The sequence below is a fragment of the Streptomyces sp. B93 genome (assembly GCF_018070565.1).
Classification (GTDB): domain Bacteria; phylum Actinomycetota; class Actinomycetes; order Streptomycetales; family Streptomycetaceae; genus Streptomyces.
On sequence record NZ_JAGPXL010000017.1, the window covers coordinates 129,402 to 147,095 of the forward strand.

General features: G+C 73.3%; 17 protein-coding genes and 6 tRNA genes. 14 read left to right on the top strand and 9 right to left on the bottom strand.

Annotated features, from left to right (window positions below):
• Nucleotides 1–23: 23 nt before the first annotated feature.
• The 3 genes from cobT (at nt 24) to KBY47_RS18955 (ending at nt 6,062) form a co-directional block, all read left to right on the top strand.
• Nucleotides 24–3,683, top strand: coding sequence for a nicotinate-nucleotide--dimethylbenzimidazole phosphoribosyltransferase (gene cobT / locus KBY47_RS18945; protein ID WP_210922346.1), 3,660 nt, complete (start codon nt 24–26; stop codon nt 3,681–3,683).
• Nucleotides 3,684–3,934: 251 nt separating this feature from the next.
• Nucleotides 3,935–5,179 carry a uroporphyrinogen-III C-methyltransferase gene (gene cobA / locus KBY47_RS18950; RefSeq protein ID WP_210922347.1) on the top strand — a complete coding sequence of 415 codons (1,245 nt, stop codon included), beginning with the start codon at nt 3,935–3,937 and terminating at the stop codon, nt 5,177–5,179.
• A 64-nt stretch (nt 5,180–5,243) separates the two neighbouring features.
• A complete protein-coding gene (locus tag KBY47_RS18955) occupies nt 5,244–6,062 on the top strand; it encodes an RNA methyltransferase (RefSeq protein ID WP_210922348.1) in 819 nt (272 codons plus the stop codon).
• Here KBY47_RS18955 and KBY47_RS18960 read toward each other — a convergent pair.
• A complete protein-coding gene (locus tag KBY47_RS18960) occupies nt 6,040–7,467 on the bottom strand; it encodes a serine/threonine-protein kinase (protein WP_210922369.1) in 1,428 nt (475 codons plus the stop codon). The genes KBY47_RS18955 and KBY47_RS18960 overlap by 23 nt on opposite strands.
• A gap of 157 nt (nt 7,468–7,624) precedes the next feature.
• On the opposite strand from KBY47_RS18960, the gene KBY47_RS18965 reads away from it, so the two are divergent.
• The 4 genes from KBY47_RS18965 (at nt 7,625) to KBY47_RS18980 (ending at nt 10,289) form a co-directional block, all read left to right on the top strand.
• On the top strand, nt 7,625–7,918 hold the full coding sequence (locus KBY47_RS18965) for a hypothetical protein (RefSeq protein ID WP_210922349.1): 294 nt from the start codon (nt 7,625–7,627) through the stop codon (nt 7,916–7,918).
• Nucleotides 7,919–8,129: 211 nt separating this feature from the next.
• Entirely contained in the window at nt 8,130–8,297 is a 168-nt protein-coding gene (locus tag KBY47_RS18970; RefSeq protein ID WP_210922350.1) for a hypothetical protein, read from the top strand.
• A 688-nt stretch (nt 8,298–8,985) separates the two neighbouring features.
• Nucleotides 8,986–9,930: a phosphotransferase family protein gene (locus tag KBY47_RS18975; protein ID WP_210922351.1), complete on the top strand. Its 945-nt coding sequence runs from the start codon at nt 8,986–8,988 to the stop codon at nt 9,928–9,930.
• Nucleotides 9,931–10,010: 80 nt separating this feature from the next.
• Complete coding sequence (locus tag KBY47_RS18980) at nt 10,011–10,289, top strand: zf-TFIIB domain-containing protein (RefSeq protein ID WP_210922352.1); 279 nt, start codon at nt 10,011–10,013, stop codon at nt 10,287–10,289.
• 59 nt (nt 10,290–10,348) lie between these two features.
• Here the strand turns inward: KBY47_RS18980 and KBY47_RS18985 are convergent.
• From KBY47_RS18985 to KBY47_RS19005, 5 genes are all read right to left on the bottom strand, one after another.
• Nucleotides 10,349–10,420 (bottom strand) — tRNA-Val (locus KBY47_RS18985).
• Between the two features lie 33 nt (nt 10,421–10,453).
• Nucleotides 10,454–10,525 (bottom strand) — tRNA-Val (locus KBY47_RS18990).
• Nucleotides 10,526–10,544: 19 nt separating this feature from the next.
• Nucleotides 10,545–10,616 (bottom strand) — tRNA-Val (locus tag KBY47_RS18995).
• 1 nt (nt 10,617) lies between these two features.
• A tRNA-Cys gene (locus tag KBY47_RS19000) sits at nt 10,618–10,691 on the bottom strand.
• A 40-nt stretch (nt 10,692–10,731) separates the two neighbouring features.
• A tRNA-Gly gene (locus KBY47_RS19005) sits at nt 10,732–10,804 on the bottom strand.
• Between the two features lie 156 nt (nt 10,805–10,960).
• Between KBY47_RS19005 and KBY47_RS19010 the strand changes: the two genes are divergently transcribed.
• The 3 genes from KBY47_RS19010 to KBY47_RS19020 are packed head-to-tail and all read left to right on the top strand — an operon-like array spanning nt 10,961 to nt 13,706.
• Nucleotides 10,961–12,001 carry a chorismate-binding protein gene (locus tag KBY47_RS19010; protein ID WP_210922353.1) on the top strand — a complete coding sequence of 347 codons (1,041 nt, stop codon included), beginning with the start codon at nt 10,961–10,963 and terminating at the stop codon, nt 11,999–12,001.
• A 1-nt stretch (nt 12,002) separates the two neighbouring features.
• Nucleotides 12,003–12,827, top strand: a complete 825-nt coding sequence (locus tag KBY47_RS19015; protein ID WP_210922354.1) for an aminotransferase class IV — start codon at nt 12,003–12,005, stop codon at nt 12,825–12,827.
• A 54-nt stretch (nt 12,828–12,881) separates the two neighbouring features.
• On the top strand, nt 12,882–13,706 hold the full coding sequence (locus KBY47_RS19020) for an N-acetyltransferase (protein ID WP_210922355.1): 825 nt from the start codon (nt 12,882–12,884) through the stop codon (nt 13,704–13,706).
• Nucleotides 13,707–13,753: 47 nt separating this feature from the next.
• Here KBY47_RS19020 and KBY47_RS19025 read toward each other — a convergent pair whose 3' ends face one another.
• Nucleotides 13,754–14,281, bottom strand: a complete 528-nt coding sequence (locus KBY47_RS19025) for a DsbA family protein (protein WP_210922356.1) — start codon at nt 14,279–14,281, stop codon at nt 13,754–13,756.
• A 222-nt stretch (nt 14,282–14,503) separates the two neighbouring features.
• Between KBY47_RS19025 and KBY47_RS19030 the strand changes: the two genes are divergently transcribed.
• Nucleotides 14,504–14,959 carry a hypothetical protein gene (locus KBY47_RS19030; protein ID WP_210922357.1) on the top strand — a complete coding sequence of 152 codons (456 nt, stop codon included), beginning with the start codon at nt 14,504–14,506 and terminating at the stop codon, nt 14,957–14,959.
• A gap of 116 nt (nt 14,960–15,075) precedes the next feature.
• Entirely contained in the window at nt 15,076–15,228 is a 153-nt protein-coding gene (locus KBY47_RS19035; protein ID WP_164873000.1) for a hypothetical protein, read from the top strand.
• Nucleotides 15,229–15,307: 79 nt separating this feature from the next.
• Here the strand turns inward: KBY47_RS19035 and KBY47_RS19040 are convergent, their stop codons facing one another.
• The gene (locus tag KBY47_RS19040; protein ID WP_210922358.1) at nt 15,308–15,868 is read right to left on the bottom strand and encodes a CGNR zinc finger domain-containing protein; all 561 of its coding nucleotides are present in this window, start codon (nt 15,866–15,868) and stop codon (nt 15,308–15,310) included.
• 280 nt (nt 15,869–16,148) lie between these two features.
• Nucleotides 16,149–16,562: an SsgA family sporulation/cell division regulator gene (locus tag KBY47_RS19045; RefSeq protein ID WP_004002642.1), complete on the bottom strand. Its 414-nt coding sequence runs from the start codon at nt 16,560–16,562 to the stop codon at nt 16,149–16,151.
• A 191-nt stretch (nt 16,563–16,753) separates the two neighbouring features.
• Between KBY47_RS19045 and KBY47_RS19050 the strand changes: the two genes are divergently transcribed.
• Both KBY47_RS19050 and KBY47_RS19055 read left to right on the top strand, forming a co-directional pair.
• On the top strand, nt 16,754–17,206 hold the full coding sequence (locus KBY47_RS19050) for a TIGR02611 family protein (RefSeq protein ID WP_210922359.1): 453 nt from the start codon (nt 16,754–16,756) through the stop codon (nt 17,204–17,206).
• A gap of 76 nt (nt 17,207–17,282) precedes the next feature.
• A tRNA-Val gene (locus tag KBY47_RS19055) sits at nt 17,283–17,354 on the top strand.
• Nucleotides 17,355–17,694 lie beyond the last annotated feature (340 nt).

A 17,694-nucleotide genomic window follows, 5' to 3' on the forward strand; every position in this document is an offset into this window, starting at 1 on the left:
TAACCGATGGGCGAGGGGTACGCATGACCGACACCGGCCAGGTCCCGGGCGAGGGGCTGCCGGAGAACGCAGGCACGGTGGAACAGCCGGGCGCCTCCGCGCACGGTGCGTATGCCTACCTCTCCGAGAGCCCCGCCGAGGACGAAGACCTCCTGCTGCCGGGCGCCCAGGGCGCCTGGGGCAACGAAGTGCCCCCGCCCGCCCCCGAGCCGGTGGTCGAGGCCGTCCACCAGCCGGGCCCGCACGAGATGTCCGGCCGCGACAGCGGCTCGGTGGACCTCGGCGGGGTGCGGGTGCACGAGGTGGTGCCGGGCGGTGCGGAGGCTGTGACTCCGGCTCCGGGTCCAGCTCCGGATGCGGCGGGGACCGCGGTTCCGGCTGAGGCTGTGGCTGGGGTTGCGGCTGCCGCGGACGTGCCGGGGCTGGTGGCTGAGGAGACGCCGGAGGTGGGGGCTCCGGTTTCGCTGGAGGTCGAGGGGGTCCCTGCGGCGCCCGTGGGCCCCGCGGCTCCCATGACTCCCGCGGTTGCCGAGGTCCCGGCCGGGGCCGGGGAGACCGCTGCCGCGCCCGCCGCTGCCGGTGAGGCCCCCGCCGAGGCTCCGGCCGCTCCGGTGACGGCCGAGACGCCGGTGGGCGCCACCCCGGTGGCACCCCTGGCCCAGGCGACCGCAGCCGCCGCGGCGCCCCGGCGTCCGCTGCACCTCGGTCCGCCGATCCCCGACGCCTCCGCGAGCCCGGTCCGTTCCCTGGCCGACCGCGGCCCGGCGGGCGCGCCCGTACGGCAGCCCTCCGGCCCCCAGACCGGCGGCCCCGAGTACCTGGACGTCCCGCGGCTGCGGGAGATGCCGCCGCAGGGCGCGGCGCCCTGGGGTGCGCAGGTGCAGGCCCCGGTCCAGCCTCAGGTTCAGGTCGGCGCCGGGGCGACGCCTGCGGAAACGGTTGTCCCGGCCGTGGGCGCGCCCGAGCCGGTCGGCGCCGCGCAGGCCGCGGTGACCCGGCTCGCCACGGAGGCCGCCGCCGCGCCGGCGCCGCAGGCCGACGCGCACGTCGACGCGCAGGCCGAGGTGCACGCTGACGCCCTGGCCGACGCACAGGCCGACCTGTCCGCCGCCCCCGAGCCGGGTACGCCCGACCCCGCCGCGGAACCGGCCCCCGTACCGGCGCCGGAGGTCCCTGCGGCACCGGAGCCGGCGCAGCTTCCCGACGCCGCCCAGCCCGCAGCCACCGCACCGGCCGCCGCGCAGGCCCAGGACCCGGCCGACGGCCAGGAGGCCGAGCCGACGGCACCCGATACCGCCCAGGCCCCGGAGACCGCGCCGGTCCCCGAGCCCGTACCGGCCCCGCACGCCAGCCTTCCGGACGCCGTCGCGGCGCCCGCCGACCCCTCCGCCGAGGTGCCCCAGGCCACTGAGCCTCCGGCCGCCGAGCCGTCGTCCGCCGAGCCGGAGCAGGCCGCCCCCTCCGCCCCGGAGCCCCAGGCCGCCGCCCCCGCCGAAACCCCGGCCGCGCCGCCCACGGACGCGCCCGCCATGGAAGACGTACCCGCGACGCACCTTCCCGTCGCGGACGTTCCCGCCGCCCCCGTTCAGCCGGTCCCGGAGCCCCTCTCCGGCCCCCAGATCGCGCCCCCGGCGGAGCAGGCGCAGGTCCTGCCCACCTCGCTGCCGGAGCAGCAGCCGGCGCCGGACGGAACCGCCGAACCGGCCGAGCACGTCGGCCAGTTCGTCCCCGTCGACGGCTCGGTGCCCACCACCCCGCACCTCGCCCCCACCCCGCCCCAGCCCCTCGTGCTGCCCACCCGGGAACAGCAGCCGGAATCCATGGCCACGGTCCCGGCCCCCCGTGAGGCCGACCAGCCCGTGGCGGCGGAGGCCGCGCAGAGCGCCGAGGACCTGGACACCCGGGCCGCCGACCAGGACGAGGGCACCGTGGAAGCGCGACGGCCCGTCGGACCGGCCGCGCCCCCCTACGACGACGCCGAGCGCGAGGCCGTACTGAAGGTCATGCGCGAGCGCCGCGACATCCGCAACGGCTTCCGCAGCGACCCCATCCCGCACGAGGTGCTGCTGCGCGTCCTGGAAGCCGCGCACACCGCGCCCTCCGTGGGCCACTCGCAGCCCTGGGACTTCGTCGTCATCCGCTCCGCCGACACCCGGCGCGCGATGCACGAACTGGCCATGCGCCAGCGCGAGGCCTACGCCAAGTCCCTGCCCAAGGGCCGCGCCAAGCAGTTCAAGGAACTGAAGATCGAGGCCATCCTCGACACCCCGGTGAACATCGTCGTCACCGCCGACCCGACGCGCGGCGGCCGTCACACCCTGGGCCGACACACACAGCCCCAGATGGCGCCGTACTCCTCCGCGCTCGCGGTCGAGAACCTGTGGCTCGCCGCCCGCGCCGAGGGCCTCGGCGTCGGCTGGGTCAGCTTCTTCGACGAGCGCGAGATGGTACGGGCGCTGGGGCTGCCGGAGCACCTGGAGGTCGTCGCGTACCTCTGCGTGGGATACGTCGACGAGTTCCCGGACGAGCCCGAGCTGATGCAGGCGGGCTGGTCCAAGCGGCGCCCGCTGTCGTGGGTCGTGCACGAGGAGACGTACGGCCGTCGTGCCCTGCCCGGCGAGGAGCCGCACGACCTGCTCGCGGAGACCGTCGCCCAGATCCGCCCGCTGGACGCCAAGGCGCTCGGCGAGGCCTGGGAGCGGCAGAAGCGCATGACGAAGCCCGCCGGGGCGCTCGGCATGCTGGAGATCATCTCCGCGCAGCTGTCCGGGCTGTCCCGGCAGTGCCCGCCGCCCATCCCGGAGCCCGCGGCCGTCGCCATCTTCGCGGGCGACCACGGGGTGCACGCCCAGGGCGTCACCCCCTGGCCGCAGGAGGTGACCGCCCAGATGGTCGCCAACTTCCTCGGCGGGGGAGCGGTCTGCAACGCCTTCGCCGGCCAGGTCGGCGCCGAGGTCTGCATCGTCGACGTCGGTGTCGCCTCCGACCTCCCGGCCACCCCGGGCCTGCTGCCCCGCAAGGTCCGCCCCGGCACGGCCGACATGACCACGGGACCGGCCCTCACCCGCGAGGAGGTCAAGCAGGCCATCGAGGTCGGCATCGACACCGCCCGCGACCTGGTGGCCGCCGGGAACAAGGCGCTGCTCACCGGTGAGATGGGCATCGCCAACACCACCGCGTCCGCCGCCCTGATCTCCGTGTTCACCGGCGCCGACCCGGCCGAGGTCACCGGCCGCGGCACCGGCATCAACGACGAGACGCTGGCCCGCAAGACCGAGGTCGTCCGCCGGGCCATCGAACTCCACCAGCCGGACCCCGCCGACCCCGTCGGCGTGCTCGCCGCGTTTGGCGGTCTGGAACACGCCGCGATGGTGGGTCTGCTGCTGGGCGGTGCCTCCCTGCGTACGCCGGTGATCCTCGACGGGGTCAGCGCCGGTGCCGCCGCGCTGGTCGCCCGCGCGATCGCCCCCGAGGTCCTCGCCGCCTGCATCGCCGGTCACCGCAGCGCCGAGCCCGGCCACGTGGCCGCCCTCAACAAGCTCGGCCTGCGCCCCCTGGTCGACCTCGACCTGCGGCTCGGCGAGGGCACGGGCGCGCTGCTGGCCCTGCCGCTGGTGCAGAGCACGGCGCGGGCGATGCACGAGGTGGCGACGTTCGATTCGGCGGGGGTAACGGAGAAGTAGGCCGGATCTATGCCCGGACCGCTGTGGGCAGTCGTTCCGCAGGGCGGAACGGTGGGCACAGCGGTCCCCCACCCGCACGTTCGGGGGTCCGGGGGCCCTGCCCCCGGTTTCGGGAAGGGGCGGGTTTGGGGAAAGGGAAACCCACCCAGCCCGGCCACTCCCCGGACCTGCGCATAAAATCCGCACGTCAGGGCCGCTTCAACGCCGCAGTGCGCCCACTGAACCACCGCTGTTCGAGGAGCCGCCCCCTCATGGCCGAACACCCCGCCTACCCCGTAGGCCTCCGCCTCACCGGCCGTCGCGTGGTCGTCCTCGGCGGCGGCCAGGTCGCCCAACGCCGCCTCCCCGCCCTGATCGCCGCGGGCGCCGACATCCACCTCGTCTCCCCGGAGGCGACCCCCTCCGTCGAGGCCATGGCGGACGCGGGCGAGATCGCCTGGTCCAGGCGCCCCTACGCCGAGGGTGACCTCGCGGACGCCTGGTACGCCCTGATCGCCACCGGTGACACGGAGGCCAACACCCTCGCCTCCGCCGAGGCGGAACGCCACCGTGTGTGGTGCGTCCGCTCCGACGACGCCGACGCGGCCACCGCCTGGACCCCGGCGACCGGCACCAGCGAGGGCGTGACCGTCGCCGTCCTCACCACCAGCGCCAAGAGCCGCGACCCCCGCCACACCGCCGCCATCCGCGACGCGGTCGTCGAGGGCCTGCGCGACGGCACCCTCGTCGCCCCGCACCACCGCACCCGCGCCCCCGGCGTCGCCCTCGTCGGCGGCGGCCCGGGCGACCCGGACCTGATCACGGTCCGCGGGCGCCGCCTCCTCGCCGAGGCGGACGTCGTCATCGCCGACCGGCTCGGCCCCCGCGACCTGCTCGCCGAACTCCCGCCGCACGTCGAGGTGATCGACGCGGCGAAGATCCCGTACGGCCGCTTCATGGCCCAGGAGGCCATCAACAACGCCCTGATCGAACACGCCAAGCAGGGCAAGTCGGTCGTACGGCTCAAGGGCGGCGACCCGTTCGTCTTCGGCCGCGGCATGGAGGAGGCGCAGGCGCTCGCCGAGGCGGGCATCGCGTGCACGGTCGTCCCCGGCATCTCCAGCTCGATCTCCGTACCCGGCGCGGCGGGCATCCCGGTCACCCACCGCGGGGTCGCCCATGAGTTCACCGTGGTCAGCGGGCATGTGGCGCCGGATGACGAGCGCTCCCTGGTCGACTGGGCCTCGCTCGCCAAGCTCACCGGCACGCTGGTCGTCCTGATGGGCGTCGACAAGATCGGCCGGATCGCCGAGACCCTGGTCGCGCACGGCAAGTCCCCCGACACACCGGTCGCCCTCGTCCAGGAGGGCACCACGGCGGCGCAGCGCCGGGTCGACGCGACCCTGGCGACGGTCGCGGAGACGGTGGTCGCGCAGGAGGTGAAGCCCCCGGCGGTCATCGTCATCGGCGAGGTCGTCGGCGTGGGGCCGGGGACGCCGGTGCTCCCCGTCGAGTAACCGCGGGTAACACGACCCGTACCGAGCCGTTGGCACCACACCCAGGACAAGGCAGTATCACTCTGTGGCCGATCTCATCACCGTCGAGGACCCCGACGACCCGCGCCTGCGCGACTACACGGGCCTGACCGACGTCGAACTGCGCCGCAAGCGCGAACCGGCCGAGGGCCTGTTCATCGCGGAGGGCGAGAAGGTCATCCGGCGCGCCAAGGACACCGGGTACGAGATGCGGTCGATGCTGCTCTCCGCCAAGTGGGTCGACGTCATGCGCGACGTCATCGACGAGCTTCCCGCCCCGGTCTACGCCGTCAGCCCGGAAGTCGCCGAACAGGTCACCGGCTACCACGTCCACCGCGGCGCCCTCGCCTCCATGGCGCGCAAACCGCTGCCCACCGCGGCCGACCTGCTGCACACCGCCCGCCGCGTGGTGATCATGGAGTCGGTCAACGACCACACCAACATCGGCGCCATCTTCCGCTCCGCGGCGGCGCTCGGCATGGACGCGGTCCTGCTGTCGCCCGACTGCGCCGACCCGCTGTACCGCCGTAGCGTCAAGGTCTCCATGGGCGCCGTCTTCTCCGTGCCCTACGCCCGGCTGGAGACCTGGCCCAAGGGCCTGGAGTCGGTACGCGAGGCGGGTTTCACCCTCCTCGCCCTCACGCCCGACGAGAAGGCCACCCCGCTCGACGTGGCCGCCCCGCACCGGATGGACCGTGTCGCGCTGATGCTCGGCGCGGAGGGCGACGGGCTGTCGACGCAGGCGCTGGTCGCCGCGGACGAGTGGGTGCGCATCCCGATGTCCCACGGCGTGGACTCGCTCAACGTGGGGGCGGCGGCAGCGGTGGCGTTCTACGCGGTCGCTACGGGGCGGCCGGGGCTGTGAACGGGCGGTTCTCTTCGGCCTGCACCGGCTGGGCGTGGGACTGGGACTGGCGGGCGGCCTGCGCCGGTGTGCCGTCGTCCAGGCCCCGGGTCGACTTCTGGCAGCCCTGGACCAGGGCGATGCCCAGTGCCACCAGCAGGGTCACTACGACGAACACGAACAGTCGCTGACGCAGCAGCCTGGGGTTGGCGGGCCTGCGGCCCGTGCCGGCGCCCGTCCCCGTGCCGGGGTTGCGGGGGCGGCTCGGGCCGCTCGAGCCGGTGCGGAGGGGCTTGGGGCGGCCGGTGGTGGCGGGACGGGCCGTGTTGCGGGCGGTGTTCCGGCCGGTGGGGGTGGGGCGGGGGCTTCGGGGGGTGCCGGGTGCGCTGGGTGTGCCGGTGCCGGTGCCGTTCCGGGACGGGCCGCGTGACGGGGTCGAGCCTCGGGGGGCGGGGGTGCCGGGTGCGCCCTGCGGGCGCCGTTGGCCGCGCTGCTCCGGGTAGCCGCGCTGCTGTTCCGGGTACGTGTCCGCGAAGCGGCTCGTGGGGCGGTCGGCCTCGGCGGAGCGCGGGGCCGGGGGGCGGCCGTCGAACAGGATCTGCGCCTCCCGTGCGGCGATCTCCTTCAGCCGCAGCGACAGGTCGAGGGTCGTCGGCCGGTCCTCGGGGTCCTTCGCCAGACAGGCCCGCACGAGCGGGGCGAGCGCGTCCGGTACGCCGTTCAGCTGCGGCTCCTCGTGCACGACTCGGTACAGCATCACCTCGGAGCTGCCGTGCCCGAAGGGGGAGTCGCCGGTGGAGGCGTAGGCGAGCGTGGCGCCCAGCGAGAACACGTCCGTCGCGGGGGTGACGGCGGCGCCACGGACCTGCTCGGGGGCGAGGAAGCCGGGGGAGCCGACCGCCGTGCCGACGTGGGTGAGCGTGGAGGCGCCGGTCGCCCAGGCGATGCCGAAGTCGATGATCCTCGGGCCCTTGGGGGAGAGCAGGATGTTGGACGGCTTCAGGTCCCGGTGCACGACCCCGGCCTCGTGGACGGCGACGAGCCCTTCCGACAGGGCGGCGCCGACGGCCGCTACGTCCGCTGCGACCAGAGGGCCGCCGTCGGCGACCTTGTCGTGCAGGGAGGGGCCGGGGACGTACTGGGTGGCGAACCACGGACGGTCGGCCTCCAGGTCGGCGGCGACGAGGCGGGCGGTGCAGCCGCCGCGGATCCGCCGCGCGGCGGACACCTCACGGGCGAACCGGGACCGGAACTCCTGGTCCTCCGCCAGGTCCGGCCGGATCACCTTGAGCGCGACCCGTTGCCCCTTCTTGTCGGAGCCCAGATAGACGACGCCCATCCCGCCCGCGCCCAGCCGTCTGTGCAGCCTGAACGAGCCGACGACGCGCGGGTCCTCGCGCCTCAGGCGCATCATCGCCATGTTCATCCCCGCTGCCCGGTCCGTGTGACGAGCCACAGCTTACGTTTCCACGGCCGCCCGCGCGCAGAGGCCGCGCCCTCTTCGGGCGATGGATTGTCAGTGGTGGGTGGGAGACTTGAAGGGTGGTCAGGGAGCTTGCGGGCAGGGCGGCTTGTGGGTGCGGATGAGCCCAACCGCTCGTCACAGGAGGGGGATTGGACCCACGAAGGGTGACCGGGTGGAGATAGTCGTGGACGCGGGGGACACCACGCGTACGTATGAGGTGGTGGCCAGCAGAGCGGGCCGCAGGGTGGAGACGGTGGTGCGGCGGGGGGTGGTGGAAGTGAGCGAAGTCACGCGGCGGGGGTCGGTGGTGCGGACGGCCCGCTTCATGGCGAACCGGGTGCTGGCGCTGGTCGAGCAGCCGGTGCCGCGCGAGGCCGCGGAGAAACCCCTCCGGGAAGACCCCGAGACGTAGGTCAAGGTCTCCACCCAGGGGAGTAGTCGAGGTGGGCCGGCTCATCCTCCGGGAGGCCCGGCATTCGGTACGAGGGCATGACGTCCGGGCGGCGGGCCCCGCCTAGATTTGAGGTCAAGCGGCGGGTGCAGCACTCGTCCCCCGAGGTCAGACACCCGCCGCTGCCAAGGACAGACAAGTCCGGAAACCGAGCAAGGTCAGGAGCGGGACCATGGCCCACACAGCGTCGCGGACGGTGATCCGAGCACGGGGTCGCCGCCACCCGCTGGTGGCGACACTCATGGCCCTTCCCCTGGCGGTCCTGCTCCTCGTCGTCTTCGACGGCTGGGAGACGGTGACCACACAGGCGTCGTCCGTGGGCGAGATGCTGGGGCGCTGAGCGGCGACCCCAGGCCCGGAAGAGCGGTCCGGGCGGGGACATCCACCCATAACCCCGTGGGGACGGGGGTGCGGCGGACGGCAACAATGCCAGGCGCAGCTGGGGAGCTGCGCCTGGCATTACCTTTTTCCGGCTACGGGTGCTGCCTATGCCTGCGGCGGCCCGTCGGCGTGGGGTGTGGCGTGCGTAGCGCCATCTGCCGGGTGGTGGGTCGGGGCCGCGGCGGGGGGTGTCCGTCCTCGGAACCGCGCGGTCTGCCAACTTGATTGGCTCCGGGGTTTTCCGCGCGAACCACTGCGGGCGGACACCCCCGACACGTCCCCTTCCGCCGTACGGCGCCCGCACCCCGTCGCCCGCTGCCGTCACCGCGTAGCTGCGGGGCTGGCTTCGCTTAGCTGCGGGCAGTCGTGCCGCTGGGGCGGCACGACCCACCCTGGCTGCGGGGCTGCCATCTGCCGTAGCTGCGGGCAGTCCCCGCATAGCTGCGGGACTGGCTTCGCGTAGCTGCGGGCAGTCGTGCCGCTGGGGCGGCACGGGTGGGCGCAGCGGCACCCCGTCGCGCCGGGCCGCGTGACCCACCCCCGGCCAGCACCCACGCCGGGCACCTGTCGACGCCGGGCCAGTTGTCCCACCGCGGCCGACACCCCCGTACCCTCCCCCCAGGCCGGAGGACAACCCAGGGAGCCCCGTGACACACACCCCGCCACTTTCGGGCGCGCTGACCGCGAGAGTCGCCACCGAGGCCCACACCAGGACCCCGTCCTGCCCCTGCACGGCCACCGCAACCCTCGCCCACCGCCCCGACGCCACGGTCATCCGCCACGGCGAGACCGTCGCCAAGGCCCACGCCCCCGGGGCCACGCCCGCAACCCTCACCCCCCGCCTCCACACGGCCGCCGCCCTCCCCGACCTCCTCCTCCCCCCGCTCGTCCCAACCCCCACCACCCTCCACAACCGCCTCGTCACCTTCTGGCCGTACGGCACCCCCGTGGACCCGGCCGACCCGGACGCCGCCCCCTGGGAGGCCGCCGCCACCCTCCTCGCCCGTCTCCACCGCATGCGGCCCCCCATCCCCCTGCCCCCCATGCGCGGCCCGGAGAAGGCGGCCAAGGCCGTTGCCCGGCTGGAGGAGACGCATGCCGAACACGCCGGCGCCGCCGACGTCATCCACGCCTGGTCCACCCTCCCCGCCTGGGCCCGCGCCCAGGCCCCGATGCCCGACACCACCACCCTCTGCCACGGCGACCTGCACCTGGGCCAGCTCGTCCGGCATCCCACCCCGGACGGCCCCTGGCGGCTGATAGACGTGGACGACCTCGGCGTCGGCGTCCCGGCCTGGGACCTCGCCCGCGCCGCCGCCTGGTACGCCTGCGGCATCCTCCTCCCGGAGGAGTGGGACCGCTTCCTGACCGCCTACCGCGCGGCGGGCGGCCCGGCCGTCCCGGCGGAGGGTGACCCCTGGCCCGCGCTGGACGTCCCCGCCCGAGCGGTCACCGTGCAGAGCGCGGCCCGGGCGATCACCAAGGCGGTACAGGAGGGGCGCCCACTGGACGAGGTCGAGCAGGCCGTGGTCGACGCCTGCGGCCGAATCGCCGCCTTCCCCCCAGCGTTGGCCCCGAACTGCGCGAAGTAGGGTGCAACCGACCGCAGCCGGACAGAGTCTGTCCTGGCGACATCCGAAGCAGGACCGACCGGCGAGGAGTTGAGCCCACCATGCAGTGCCCGAAATGCCATGGACAGATGCACACGTACAACCGCAACGGTGTGCAGATAGAGCAGTGCAACAACTGCCGGGGGATCTTCCTCGACTACGGCGAACTGGAGGCGCTGACCCGACTGGAGTCGCAGTGGGCCCAGCCCGCCCCGCCGCCCCCGGCCGCCCCGCAGGCGTATCCGGCTCCGCCCGCCCCCGCCTGGGGCGCCCCGCACGGTGGTCATCACTACGGCCGTCGGGGCAAGAAGGGCTTCGGGCACATGCTGTTCTCCAGCTGAGCCGGGCGGGAAGACGGAGAAGCCCTCGGCCGCTTCAGGCGGCCGAGGGCTTCGGTGTGTGGACGATACTGGGATTGAACCAGTGACCTCTTCCGTGTCAGGGAAGCGCTCTCCCGCTGAGCTAATCGTCCTCGGGGTCGTGATCGTCGATCACGGGTGCTGCGTGCGCGATACTGGGATTGAACCAGTGACCTCTTCCGTGTCAGGGAAGCGCTCTCCCGCTGAGCTAATCGCGCGAGGGATCCGAAGATCCAGTGGACGATACTGGGATTGAACCAGTGACCTCTTCCGTGTCAGGGAAGCGCTCTCCCGCTGAGCTAATCGTCCTTGGAGGTGGAGACGGGATTTGAACCCGTGTAGACGGCTTTGCAGGCCGTTGCCTCGCCTCTCGGCCACTCCACCAGGAGTGTAGGGGACCGGTCGGATCCCCTGCGTTCCTTCGAGCGGACGACGAGGCTCGAACTCGCGACCTCAACCTTGGCAAGGTTGCGCTCTACCAACTGAGCTACGTCCGCCTGTCGTTTCGGTTCGCTTGCGCGTCCCGGCGACGTGTTGAACTCTAGCGGATTCCGGTGCCAGTACAAAAACGCGTTTGTGCAGCGTGCTGCGTTGCACCTGCTGAGCGGCCCGGTCCGGGCACCCGGTGGGGGGCGCGCCCTAGACTCGACAGCGTGCTCGACCTCCCTCCCCTCGCCCGCTTCGGTGACCGTCTGGCCACCGGCCTCATCGATGTCACCGACGATCCCGCGGCCCTGGACTCCAGCGGTTTCTGGGCCGTCTGCGCCGACTTCGAGGGGCGTTTGACCTGCGCTCGTTTCGCCGAGGTACGGGGGGAAGCGGTACCCGCGCCGGTGCCTGGGGCGTGGCGCGGACCGGCCGCCGGTGACTGGACGTCGTCCCTCGATCGCGCCGCGTACACCGCGGGCGTCCGGCGCGTCCGGGAGCACATCGCGGCCGGCGAGGTCTATCAGGCGAACCTCTGCCGGGTGCTGTCGGCGCCCGTCGGACCCGGCGCCGACGTGGACGCGCTGACCGCGCTGCTCGCCCGCGGCAACCCGGCGCCGTACGCGGGAACGATTCGGCTGCCGGGGCACGGGGTGGAGATCGCCACCGCCTCGCCGGAGCTGTTCCTGCGGCGGAAGGGGCAGGTCGTGGAGTCCGGGCCGATCAAGGGCACCGGCCGGACCGAGGCGGATCTGCTGGAGAAGGACTACGCCGAGAACGTGATGATCGTTGACCTGGTACGGAACGACATCGGGCGGGTGTGTGCGACGGGCACGGTGAGCGTTCCGGACCTGTGTGCCGTGGAGAAGCATCCTGGGCTCGTGCATCTGGTCTCCACCGTGCGCGGGGAGCTGCGCGCCGATGCCGGGTGGCCGGAGTTGCTGGGCGCCGCCTTTCCGCCCGGTTCGGTCACCGGCGCGCCCAAGTCGAGCGCCCTGCGGATCATCGACGCCCTGGAGACCGCGCCGCGCGGCCCCTACTGCGGTGGCGTGGGCTGGGTGGACGCCGACCGGGGGGTGGGGGAGCTGGCGGTAGGCATACGGACGTTCTGGCTGGACCGGGCGGACGGGGTGCTGCGCTTCGGGACCGGTGCCGGGATCACCTGGGGGTCCGACCCCGAGGGGGAGTGGCGGGAGACCGAGCTGAAGGCGTCCCGGCTGCTCGCGGTAGCGTCGGGAGCGTTCGAGGACAGTGGAGAGGGACTGTGACGTGAAGATCTGGCTCGACGGTGGGCTCCAGGACATCGAATCCGCCCGTGTCTCCGTCTTCGACCACGGGCTGACCGTGGGCGACGGCATCTTCGAGACGGTGAAGGCGGTCGACGGACGGCCCTTCGCGCTCACCCGCCATCTCGACCGGCTGACCCGCTCCGCCCGCGGCCTCGGCCTGCCCGACCCCGACCACGACGAGGTCCGCGCGGCCTGCGCCGCCGTCATGGCCGCCAACCCGATGCCGCTGGGACGGCTGCGGATCACCTACACCGGTGGGCACGGGCCGCTCGGCTCCGACCGCGGTGAGCACGGGCCGACGCTGGTGGTGGCGCTCGGGGAGACCGTGCGAAGGCCTGACACCACGGCCGTGGTCACCGTGCCCTGGACGCGCAACGAGCGCGGCGCGCTGACCGGCCTCAAGACCACCTCGTACGCCGAGAACGTCGTCGCTCTCGCCCGCGCCCGTGAACAGGGCGCCTCGGAGGCGCTGTTCGGCAACACGGTGGGGCAGCTCTGCGAGGGGACCGGGTCGAACGTCTTCGTCGTCCTCGACGGCGAGATCCACACCCCGCCGGTCGCCTCCGGCTGTCTGCCCGGCATCACCCGCGCGCTCGTCGTGGCGTGGACCGGCGCCAGGGAGACCGATCTGCCGCTGGACGTCCTGGAGCGGGCCGAGGAGGTCTTCCTGACCTCCACGCTGCGGGACGTGCAGGCCGTGCACCGCGTCGACGGACGTGAGGTGGCGGGCGGCGCCCCCGGTGCCGTGACCGCCAAGGCCATGCGGGTCTTCGAGGAGCGGGCAGGGGAGGACCTCGATCCCTGACGGGCCGCGGTATTCGGCTGACGGGTCGATTGGCATCGGGTAGAACTCCCGGTGATGACCACGACCCTGCGGCCGACCGAGCCGCTTCAGCACGCCGCCGACGGGACCCGCTCGCGCCGCTACCAGGTGTGCGTGAACAGCCGTCCCGTCGGTGCTGTACACCTCGGCACCTCACCCGCGCTCGGCGACTCGGCGGCCCGGGTCCTCGCCCTGCACATCGACGAACCGGACCGCCGCCGGGGCCGGGGGACCGTGGCTGCGCTCGCGGCGGAGGAGGTGGCGCGCGGCTGGGGCTGCGGCCAGATCGAGGCCGCCGTCCCCGTGGACTCGGTCGCCGGGCTGAGGCTCTTCGAGGCCCTCGGCTACCTCCCCCGCAACCGCGGCATGGAGAAACGACTCGGCGCCACCCCGCCCGCACTGCCCGCCGGAAGCGCCGTCCGGCCCATGACCGCGGAGGAGTTCGCGGCCTGGCAGGTGTACGAGACCGAGCACTACGCCCGTGCCTGGATGGAGCGCGGGGTGCCCGAGGCCACCGCCCGAGCGAAGGCGCGGCGCGATCACGAGCAGACGCTGCCGCGGGGGCTCGCCAGCGAGAACATGCTGTTCAGCGTCCTGGAGCACGAGGGCGTACGGGTCGGCACGCTGTGGGTGGCCCTGCAAGAGGACAAGGCCTACGTCTTCGACGTGGAGGTCGAGGAGGCCCATCGGGGACGGGGGCACGGCCGCACGCTGATGCGGGTGGCGGAGGCGCAGGCCGTGGAGGCGGGGAAGGGTGTCCTCGGGCTCAATGTGTTCGCGGGCAACGCCCCGGCGGAGCGGCTGTACGAGTCGCTCGGATACGAGACCGTGGGGTACGTCCTCTACAAGCCGCTGATCTGAGGGCCGGGGCGGAGACGGTCCCGGCCCGTCGTCCCCGGGGCGGTGGTTCAGGCCCGCTGTGCGGCCAGCAGACGGTCGGCGATCTCCTCGATGCGCTCGCGCAGGCCCTCCTGGCTCTTGCCGCCGTCGAGGCGCTCGCCGTCGATCACGTACGTCGGTGTGCCGGTGACGCCGATCGCCTTGCCCTCGGCCTGGTCGGCGTCCACGACCAGGATGTGACGGCCGTCGATCAGCGCGGTGTCGAACTCCTCGGCGTCGAGGCCGAGTTCCCCGGCGATCTCGACCAGCAGGGGTTCTCCCCTACGGTCCAGCTCCTCGACCCGGCCCAGCACCGCCTCCACATACGCCCAGCCCTGCCCCTGCTCCGCGGCCTCCTCGGCGGCCTGCGCGGCGGCGAAGGCGTGCTTGTGCTTCTCCAGCGGGAAGTGCCGCAGCCGCAGCTCCAGCCGGTCGCCGTAGCGGGCGCGCAGGGCACGGACGTCGTCCAGGGCGGTACGGCAGTCCGGGCACTGGAGTTCGCACCACACCTCCAGGACGGGCGCGGTGACGGAAGGGGCGGGGGAGGACTCACTCATGAGCCCAGTCTTCCAGCCCGGCTCCTGCGCCCCAAACGCGGTCGCCGCGGGCCCGTGTGCGTTCCGTCGCCGCCTGGCTACGACGGTGACCGGCACCTGCGGAGGAGGTGACCCGGAGATGTCCCTGATGTCCGCCCGGAGCATGGCCTGGCGAGGGTCGGACGGTGCAGGATGGAAGGGGCGAAGCACCCGCTGCCCGACCGAGCCTGCCTGGAGGACCGGATGATTGCCGAGACAGTCTGTTCCGCCGTCGCCGCGGCAGGCCTGGGCATCGCCGCGGTCACGGCCTACCGCAAGCGATTCCTCGCGGCCGCCCGTATCGCCGCCTACTCCCTCGTCCCGCTGGGCCTTGTCATGACGGGGATCGTGGAGTGGGTCGCCGACACCGCGTTCAGCCCGGTGGCGTGGGCGGGCTTCGGGGTGCTCGGCGGCGCCTGGGCCCTGTTCGCGACCACTCGTGCCGTGGAGCGCCGCCGCGGTGGCACCCGCGAGGAGCGCAAGGCGGCCCGGGCCGCGGCCCGGCGCGGGGCCGTGGAGCCGAGCGCCTCGGCGCCGTCCCTGGGCGCGGGCTCCCGCCAGGGCACGCGGCCCCAGACGGCTCCCGGCTCCCGTGCGGACGCGGGCGCCGGGGACGACTTCAGCGACATCGAGGCCATCCTGAAGAAGCACGGCATATGACCCCGAGGACGCAGGGCACATAACACCCCCGCGCGTCACGGGTTTCGGCGAACTGCCGCCTCAGGTGGGCGTGTTGATCGCGCGGGGGGTCATGGTTGCGCCATGATCACCGCGAGATGCTGGACACGACCCAGAGCGATGCCGCGCCGCCGCAGGACGAGCCGCGCGGATGCCTCTTCGCCCTTTCCCAGCCACCGCTGATGATCTTCCTTGCGGTGATCGGGTGTCTGCTGCTCACGGCCGCGTTGCACGATCTGCTGTTGCTGTGAGCCGTACCCGCGGTCCCCGGCGCCACCCGCCGGGGACCGCGTCGACGGCCGTCGTCCGTCCCGGCGCGTCCCCGCCCGCTCAGCTGGCGGCTTCCTTGCGGCGGGCCCGGTAGGCGGCCACATGCAGACGGTTTCCGCAGGTGCGGCTGTCGCAGTAGCGGCGGGAGCGGTTGCGGGAGAGGTCGACGAAGGCGCGTCGGCAGTCCGGTGCCTCACAGCGCCGCAGCCGCTCGCGCTCCCCGGCGACCACGAAGAAGGCCAGAGCCATCCCGCAGTCGGCCGCCAGGTGGTCGGCGACGGAGGCGCCCGGTGCGAAGTAGTGCACATGCCAGTCGTAGCCGTCGTGGTCCGTGAGGCGGGGCGTGGTGCCCGCGGCGGCCACCAGCTCGTTGATCATCCCGGCCGCGGCGCGTGGGTCCGGAGCCGCGAAGATCCCGGCGAACCGGCCGCGGATCTTGCGGACCGCCGAGAGGTCGAACTCTGAGAGCACCCCGACATCACTGATTTCGTGCGTTCGTACGAACTCCTCCAGCGCCGCGACGTCCGGCAGCGCGTCCGGCGCGGAGTCGTCTTCCGGCGAGGTGTTCACCAGATCCACCACGGTGTCGAGGGCGCACCGGGTGTCGTGGGTGATCAGCACGTTTCGCTCCCTGGCCTGGTGGTCGGGCGGGCGCCCGCCGATGCTGGCCGATGGTAGTGGCTTCCGGACGCGCCGTACCTGGTGCGGGCCCGCCCCGGCCTGTGGTTGCCGTTACAACGCCAGGAAGGGGGCCCGGGTTCCCCGGGACCCGGCACGCACACCGGCGCCGTCGGCCGCGGTGGTCCGCGGCGCGACGGCGCCGGTGTGTGCCGTATGCGGTTGTCCGGGCCCGAGCCGTCTCCCCGAGTGGACGGCGCCGGGCGGCTTGGTGGGGGCTGTCCTAGCTTTCCGCCAGGATGTGCGACAGCTCCTGATCGAGATCGAAGTGCCGGTGTTCCGTGCCGGGGGGCACGGCGGCGTCGGTTCGCTTGAGGAACGACTCCAGGGCCCGCGCCGGGGCCTCGAGCAGGGCCTCGCCCTCCGGGGAGCTGAGGGCGATGCACACGACGCCCTGACCGTGGCTGCGCGACGGCCAGACGCGGACGTCGCCGGTGCCGGTGGGGCGGTGCAGCCCCTCGGCGAGGAGGTCGCGGGCGAACACCCACTCGACGGTCTCCTCGGCTCCGGTGTGGAAGGTGGCGTGCACGGCGTAGGGGTCGGCCGTGTCGTACCGCAGGCCTGCGGGGACAGGCAGGGAGGACTCGCTCGACACAACGAGGCGCAGGTGCAGCTCGCAGCTGACCGTGGTGTTCATAAGCGCCAGGGCCTTTCGCTCAGTGTGCGCTCGGGGATTCGCACGTCGGCGAAATCGACATGCCACCTACGGTGCCGTTGTAAACCCCTCTGAGGGTTTTGCGTGTGTTTACGTAACTCTTCCGGCGGAGAACCCGTTCGCCGGGTACGACCATTTCGGTGAGGGGATTCGGTCCGGTAGGGTTTGGCCGTATGAACACGGGGAGTCACGAGCCGGGCGAGGTCGCCGTGGCATCGGGAGAGATCAAAGTGGATCGTGCGCAGAGTGAGCGCGCACTGGGCTCACGGGCGCCCGCGTTCATCAAGCAGCGCCGTGTGCTGCACCTGAGCTGGCAGGTCGGCGTCTTCATCGTCGGCCTCGCGGTCGTGGCCACCGGAGTGGTCATGCTGCCGCTGCCCGGGCCGGGCTGGGTGGTGATCTTCGGTGGCATGGCGATCTGGGCGACCGAGTTCGTCTGGGCCCAGCTGGTGCTCCGCTGGACCAAGCGCAAGGTCACCGAGGCGGCCCAGCGTGCCCTCGATCCCAAGGTGCGGCGCCGGAACATCATCCTGACGACGATCGGCCTGGTGATCATGGCCGCGCTCGTCGCGGTCTATGTGTGGAAGTTCGGCTTCGAGATGCCGTGGAAGATCAAGGACCAGTGATCCGGGCGGTGCCGGTACCGCTGACGGCGCCGGTCACAGGCACCCGCTGACATGCGGTAATGTTCTTCTTGCGCCCGGGCGATTAGCTCAGTGGGAGAGCGCTTCGTTCACACCGAAGAGGTCACTGGTTCGAACCCAGTATCGCCCACCCGGAACACCGGCCCGCCTGCGAAAGTGCAGGCGGGCCGGTGTTGTGTTGCGGGGTGCGGTGCGCTGCCTCGCCCGGTGGGGGTGGCGGCAGTCCCTCCGTAGTCCTTCGGTGGTCCGTCGACGGTTGCGGAGCGGCCCGTGGGGCTGGTTCCGGCCTCCTGGCGACCCACGCCCCAAAGGGCCTGTTGGAGCCCCGGGGCGCCCGCTGCGGCGGCCCCTGGCGGCCCTGGCTCCCTACGGACGCCTCACAGGCCCCCGGACCCGGCCCTGTGCGACCCCCGCCCCGCAGAGGGGTCTTCTCGGCGGCGCCCCGCGAGCCGCTCCGCGCTGCCGAGAAG

Excerpts from the sequence above, each read along its gene's own strand:
- cobT (WP_210922346.1), top strand. The coding sequence starts at position 24 with ATGACCGACACCGGCCAGGTCCCGGGCGAGGGGCTGCCGGAGAACGCA.
- cobA (WP_210922347.1), top strand. The coding sequence starts at position 3,935 with ATGGCCGAACACCCCGCCTACCCCGTAGGCCTCCGCCTCACCGGCCGT.
- KBY47_RS18960 (WP_210922369.1), bottom strand. The coding sequence starts at position 7,467 with ATGAACATGGCGATGATGCGCCTGAGGCGCGAGGACCCGCGCGTCGTC.
- KBY47_RS18965 (WP_210922349.1), top strand. The coding sequence starts at position 7,625 with ATGAGCCCAACCGCTCGTCACAGGAGGGGGATTGGACCCACGAAGGGT.
- KBY47_RS18970 (WP_210922350.1), top strand. The coding sequence starts at position 8,130 with ATGGCCCACACAGCGTCGCGGACGGTGATCCGAGCACGGGGTCGCCGC.
- KBY47_RS18980 (WP_210922352.1), top strand. The coding sequence starts at position 10,011 with ATGCAGTGCCCGAAATGCCATGGACAGATGCACACGTACAACCGCAAC.
- KBY47_RS19020 (WP_210922355.1), top strand. The coding sequence starts at position 12,882 with ATGACCACGACCCTGCGGCCGACCGAGCCGCTTCAGCACGCCGCCGAC.
- KBY47_RS19025 (WP_210922356.1), bottom strand. The coding sequence starts at position 14,281 with ATGAGTGAGTCCTCCCCCGCCCCTTCCGTCACCGCGCCCGTCCTGGAG.
- KBY47_RS19030 (WP_210922357.1), top strand. The coding sequence starts at position 14,504 with ATGATTGCCGAGACAGTCTGTTCCGCCGTCGCCGCGGCAGGCCTGGGC.
- KBY47_RS19035 (WP_164873000.1), top strand. The coding sequence starts at position 15,076 with ATGCTGGACACGACCCAGAGCGATGCCGCGCCGCCGCAGGACGAGCCG.
- KBY47_RS19045 (WP_004002642.1), bottom strand. The coding sequence starts at position 16,562 with ATGAACACCACGGTCAGCTGCGAGCTGCACCTGCGCCTCGTTGTGTCG.
- KBY47_RS19050 (WP_210922359.1), top strand. The coding sequence starts at position 16,754 with ATGAACACGGGGAGTCACGAGCCGGGCGAGGTCGCCGTGGCATCGGGA.